We start from the raw sequence: 5,506 nt of genomic DNA, 5'->3' as shown, positions 1-5,506 counted from the left end.
CAGGTCTCAAATACAATAAAACGCGGATGGAAGATTCCCACCTGTCATTTTGATAAATTTTGACACTCACCACGTCAAAAAAATGTCACCCACCCCCCTCCCACCGTCAAAATTCCGCGGGGAACGTTTCCCATTTTTTAATTGACTTGCGACTAATTTATAGTCATAAATTGGCTGTATCATGACTAATTATTAGACATCTATTTTGACTGGGGGAGTGGGGAAAAATGCTGGAACAGGAAATACAAAATAAAATCAGTGATTTCAGGGAATCTGGATTGCCGGACTATATTCCTCGCGAGGGAAAAATTCATCAAGCCAAAAATACTGTCTCCACCATCATTGGTGCGCGCAGGGCGGGCAAGAGTTATCGCGCACTGCAGTTCGCAGACGAATTGCTTAAAGCAGGCGTTATAAAATCCCTGCGACAGGTTTGCCCCATCGATTTTGACAATCCAATACTGTCGGAAATGAAAGCAGGAGAAATCAAAAACATCGCCGGCGTTTTCTTGAAAATGAATCCGGAATTTGAACTCAACACGCCGCTGGTTTTCATCTTCGATGAAATTCACAAAATAAAGGGATGGGAGTTGGCGGTGATAGATCTTTCAAAAAAATCGAACTGGAAAATAATTGTCACCGGATCTTCATCAAAACTTTTGCGCGACGATATAGCAACAGAACTCAGGGGTAAGTCTATTTCTTCGATCGTGTATCCATTAAATTTCAGGGAATTTTTGAAATTCAAGAGATTCGAGGGGGACGAGGCTTCGACAAAAAGCCAAGCCGAGATAAAACGCCACTTTGACGCGTATTTAAAATGGGGTGGCTATCCTGCCATGGCAGATACCGAGGATGCATCAAAACCGGCATTGTTGCATGAATACTTTGACACGATGATATTGAGGGACATCCTTCAGAGATATGACGTGAGCAAACCCAATGTCTGCACCCATTTGTGCCGTTTTCTTTTGTCCAATATTGCGAGGCCTGCCACGATACAGAGCGTTTATAACACCATCAAGGAAAGCGGTTTTACAACAAGCCGCGATGCCGTAAGAGATTATATTCATTGGGCTAGAGATTCGTGGCTGTTATTTCTGGTGGATATTTTTTCCAAGTCCCACAAGGAACAGGAGCGTAATTACAAAAAAATATATTGCGTGGACTGGGGGCTTGCCTGTTTCAACAGTCCGATTTGGGACGGATCTCTTTCAAGAGCTTTTGAAAATATGATTTTCCTTCAGCTTATAAGAAGCTATGCAAGACTCCACTTCTATCTGACAAAAACAAAAAGGCAGGAGGTGGATTTTGTTGCGCTTGAAAGAAATGGCCATCCGGAACTTGCCGTGCAGGTTTGCATGGATATCAGCAGAAAGGACACGTTGAAACGCGAGCTGGAACCGCTTATCACAACGGCAAAATATTTTGGCATCAAAGAAAATTTGCTGATAACCCTTAACCACGAGGAAAAATTTCATGAAGAGGGTGTCACAGTAAATACCGTACCCGCATGGAAGTGGTTGGTTCAGAATTCTTGATTTATTGTTAACCTTTTCTGGCGATAATTCGCATCATGTGCCAGCGGAGGCCTACTTTGAAGGTGTCGATTTTTTCGACGGCGAGACCCTCTTTGCCAAGGAGTTGAATGGCTTCCTCGGGGCTATAAGCTTTTACAAAAGCGGGGTCGGCAAAGCGCATATAGGCATTGTAAATTTTTCCCCGAAGCGAATTCCGGTTCCAATCGATAATTACAAAAAGTCCCTTTGGTTTGAGAAGATGCGAGACTTTTCTGAAGATAAGGTTTGGGTAGGGAAAGTAATGAAGATTTGAAAGACTGAAGGCGGCATCATAAAAATTGGCGGGGAGTTCGATATTTAAAATATCCCCAACTTGAAAAGTGATGTTGGGAAAATTCGGCAGTTTTTTGCGAGCTATATGGAGCATGTCTTCGGATAAATCGACACCGAAAATATTGAGTTTGGGTTTTGTTTGAAGCAGAGCTTTTTCCAGCTCCCCCGTGCCACAACCGATGTCCAAGAGTTGTTCTTCGCCATAAAGCGGAACGGCTTCCACGGCTAATCCGATTGTTTTTCTGGTGTAGAGAGGCAGGACTTTGTCGTAAAGGCGTGCGACGATGTTGTATTTTCGCCGAACCGCTTTGGCTGTCTTGGTCACCCCACCACCTGCCCTTTGATTTGAAGAATCAACTGACTTCGTCAGGGCAGGTGGTGGGGTCACCGGAGACTTTTACAACACAATCTTGATGACGTCATCTTCAATTTTTAAATTATATTTTTGAACGGGTTCAACAGCCGGCAGACAAAGATTTTTTCCCGTTCGGATGTCGAATTGCGCGCCGTGCAAGGGGCACGTTACGGTGTGATCTTCAACTTCTCCTTCAGAAAGAGAAGCGTGGGCGTGGGTGCAGGTATCGGCAATGGCGTAAAATTTTCCATTCACATTGAAAATGGCGATGGTGTCCTCTCCCACCTCAACTTGTTTTGCAGTTCCCGGTGAAATTTCGTTTACCTTTGCGACGGCATACTCTTGTGTCGTTTTTTTTGTTTTTGGTCCGTGGTCCATAGTCCATGGTCCTTTATATTGGCCATTCCTTTATTCCGTAAACTCCGCTCTTCAAAACTTTTAAGCAGAGTAGGGCGCATTTCAAACGGACGGGTCCTAGCTCCAGTCCCAGTTCCTCCATGATTTCCTGTTTCCCGATTTTTTTGACTTCATCCAGAGTTTTGCCTTCAATCATTTCGGTCAACATGGATGTGGCGGCCTGCGAGATGGCACAACCCTTAGCTTGAAAGCGAACCTCTTCAACCTTGTTGTCTTTTATATGCAGATCAATCTGCACTTCGTCGCCACAGAGGGGATTGAAATCTTTATAAGTGATGTCCGGTTTATCCAGCGACCCGCGATTGCGTGGATATTTGTAATGCTCAAGAATATGTTCTTTATAAAGTGGATCCATATTTTTTCTCAATATCATCCCGGAATTTTTGCAACAGCAAAAATATCCGGAATCCAGTAATTTTAAGAACTTCTGGATCCCGACTTTCGTCGGGATGACAAAGAAGCCCCTCCCTTAAAAAATTCCGTTATTTCTTTCAACCCCGCGATCAGTTGGTCTACCTCTTCTTTGGTGTTGTAAAGATAGAAACTGGCGCGCACGGTGGCGTTAAGTCCCAGTTTGCGGTGAAGAGGTTGTGTGCAATGATGTCCCGCGCGCACGCAAATACCGTTGCGGTCGAGCAGGGCCGCGACATCATGCGGATGAACATCGGTCAAATTAAATGTCACCAATCCTGCGCGTTTCCCGACCGGTGGGCCATAGATAGTGAGGCCCGGAATTTCCCGCATCCTCCCCATTGCGTGTCGCACCAGCATTTGCTCATGATCGTGAATGGCTTCCATCCCAACATGATTTAAATAATCAATGGCCACTGCCATCCCAACCGCTTCGGCAATACTTTGCGTGCCTGCTTCAAATTTCCACGGGATATCATTCCAAGTGGAGTGATCCCACTCAACCGTTTTGATCATTTCTCCGCCGCCGAGGAAGGGATCCATATTTTCAAGCAGTGCCGCTTTGCCGTACAGAACGCCAATGCCCGTGGGTCCAAGCATTTTGTGGGAAGAAAACGCGAGAAAATCGACATCGAGTTTTTGAACATCAATGGCCATGTGCGGTACTGCCTGCGCGGCATCAAGCAAAATAAGGCTTCCATTGGCGTGGGCTTTGGTAATGATTTTTTCAACCGGGTTGATGGCTCCAAATGTGTTGGAAATATAAGTACAAGCCACCAGTTTTGTTCGAGGAGTTAAAAGTTTATCCAAATCTTCCATCACCAGTTTTCCTTCTGCATCAAACGGAATGAATTTTAGTTTCGCCCCTTTTTCCTGTGCGAGCAATTGCCATGGGACGAGGTTGGAGTGATGCTCCATTTCGGTCAGCAAAATTTCGTCGCCCTCTTTGATGTTTTTCCTTCCCCACGCAAAACGGACGAGGTTGATGGATTCGGTGGTACTGCTCGTGAAAATAATTTCCCGCGTTTCTTTGGCGTTCAGGAATTGCGCCGTTTTCTCGCGCGCTTTTTCATAAAGTTCCGTCGCCTCTTCAGCGATCGTGTAAACACCACGGTGGATGTTTGCGTAATTGGCTTCATAGAAAGCGTTCATCGCCTGCAAAACCTGTGTCGGTTTTTGGGAAGAGGCGGCGCTATCCAAATAAATAAGCGGCTTCCCTTTGATCTTTCTTTTTAAGATTGGAAAATCGGCGCGAATTTTTTGCACGTCTATTATAGGGGCTTGTGTCGCCCCCTCCAACAGCAAAGCCGTAGGAGCCTCCCCCTCTCGCTCGCTTTGCTCGCTAGATCGTTTTAATACCATGTTTTCGTGTCTCCATATTTTTGCGCATTAATTCACGCACGGGCTCGAACGGAATTCTCCCAAAAATATCTTCGTAGAATCCATCGACCAAAAGTTGTTCAGCGAATTCTTTGGTGAGACCTCGGCTTTGCAGATAGAAAAGTTTTTTTTTGTCCACCTGTCCCACCGTTGCGCCGTGAGAGGCTTTGACATCATCAGCCAGAATTTCAAGACGCGGAATGGATTCCACATGGGCCTGCTCATTTAAAATCATGTTGTGATTTGCCATGAAGGATTCGGTCTGCTGGGCGCTCTTTTCAATCCGGATCATCCCCTGAAAAATTATTTTTGACTGATCGTCCGCCGTTCCTTTGAATAAAATATCAGCCGTGGTGTAGGGGGCAGTGTGATGCGTGGTGGCGCAAATTTCCAGATGCTGTTTTCCTCGACCACAGAAAAGCCCTACCACTTCCGCGTGAGCGCCCGGTCCATTCAAAACGGTTTCAATATTTGTCTTTGAAATTTTTCCACCTTGAATATCTGTTACCCATTTCAAATGAGCGTTGGATGAAAGTTCGGCTCTCTTGAGAGATACTTCACTTGTCTCAACCGACAAATCTTGCAAGTCGATCCATGTGAGATTGGCATTTTCTTCAAGATAAACTTCGGTGACGCCATTGAGAAAATTTTCACCCGTTTCCGTTTTGGAAGAGGCGAAATTAATCACGGAAGCTTCTGCGCCTTGACCGAGCACAATTAAAATTCTTGGAAATGCCGCTTTGCCTCCCGTGGAATAAAATCCGTTCATCAAAAGTGGAAGTTCAACGATGGTGTTGGGAGGGATGTAGCAGAAAGCCCCGGTCTGCCAGAAGGCATCGCTCTGCGAAAGAAACTTTTCATTTCTTCCAGAAAGTCCTCTTCCTAAATATTTGGAAACCAAAGTTTCATTTTCCAAGAGAGCTTTGTTTAATGGTTTGAGAATCACACCTTTTTCTTCCCATGTTTTTTCCAGCGTGAAAGGCGATGTTTTTTCGCCATAAAGAAATTCTCCGGACAGAGAAACAGCAACGGGCAACATCGCAAAATCTTTGGCCGCTTCGCTTCTTCTATTCTGTAACCATCTTGGTTT

Annotated in this window: 6 protein-coding genes; 1 reads left to right on the top strand and 5 read right to left on the bottom strand. The window is 45.2% G+C overall.

The window, feature by feature from the left end; translation table 11 throughout:
• The first annotated feature begins 227 nt into the window (after positions 1 to 227).
• Positions 228 to 1,541, top strand: coding sequence for an ATP-binding protein (locus HY877_06290; protein ID MBI5299884.1), 1,314 nt, complete (start codon positions 228 to 230; stop codon positions 1,539 to 1,541).
• Positions 1,542 to 1,548: 7 nt separating this feature from the next.
• On the opposite strand, the gene HY877_06285 is transcribed toward HY877_06290, so the two are convergent.
• The 5 genes from HY877_06285 to sufD form a co-directional block, all read right to left on the bottom strand.
• Entirely contained in the window at positions 1,549 to 2,178 is a 630-nt protein-coding gene (locus HY877_06285) for a class I SAM-dependent methyltransferase (protein MBI5299883.1), read from the bottom strand.
• A 72-nt stretch (positions 2,179 to 2,250) separates the two neighbouring features.
• Positions 2,251 to 2,586: a bifunctional 3-phenylpropionate/cinnamic acid dioxygenase ferredoxin subunit gene (locus HY877_06280; protein ID MBI5299882.1), complete on the bottom strand. Its 336-nt coding sequence runs from the start codon at positions 2,584 to 2,586 to the stop codon at positions 2,251 to 2,253.
• A gap of 13 nt (positions 2,587 to 2,599) precedes the next feature.
• Entirely contained in the window at positions 2,600 to 2,980 is a 381-nt protein-coding gene (locus HY877_06275) for an SUF system NifU family Fe-S cluster assembly protein (protein ID MBI5299881.1), read from the bottom strand.
• Positions 2,981 to 3,042: 62 nt separating this feature from the next.
• Positions 3,043 to 4,308, bottom strand: coding sequence for a cysteine desulfurase (locus HY877_06270; protein MBI5299880.1), 1,266 nt, complete (start codon positions 4,306 to 4,308; stop codon positions 3,043 to 3,045).
• Between the two features lie 70 nt (positions 4,309 to 4,378).
• Positions 4,379 to 5,506 (bottom strand): Fe-S cluster assembly protein SufD (sufD, locus tag HY877_06265; protein ID MBI5299879.1); only part of this gene is annotated, 1,128 nt, incomplete at its 5' end.

It is taken from the genome of Deltaproteobacteria bacterium, assembly GCA_016213065.1.
Lineage (GTDB): Bacteria > UBA10199 > UBA10199 > SPLOWO2-01-44-7 > SPLOWO2-01-44-7 > JACRBV01.
The sequence above is the reverse complement of the archived record's forward strand: the minus strand, read 5'-3'. Positions and strand labels throughout refer to the sequence as shown.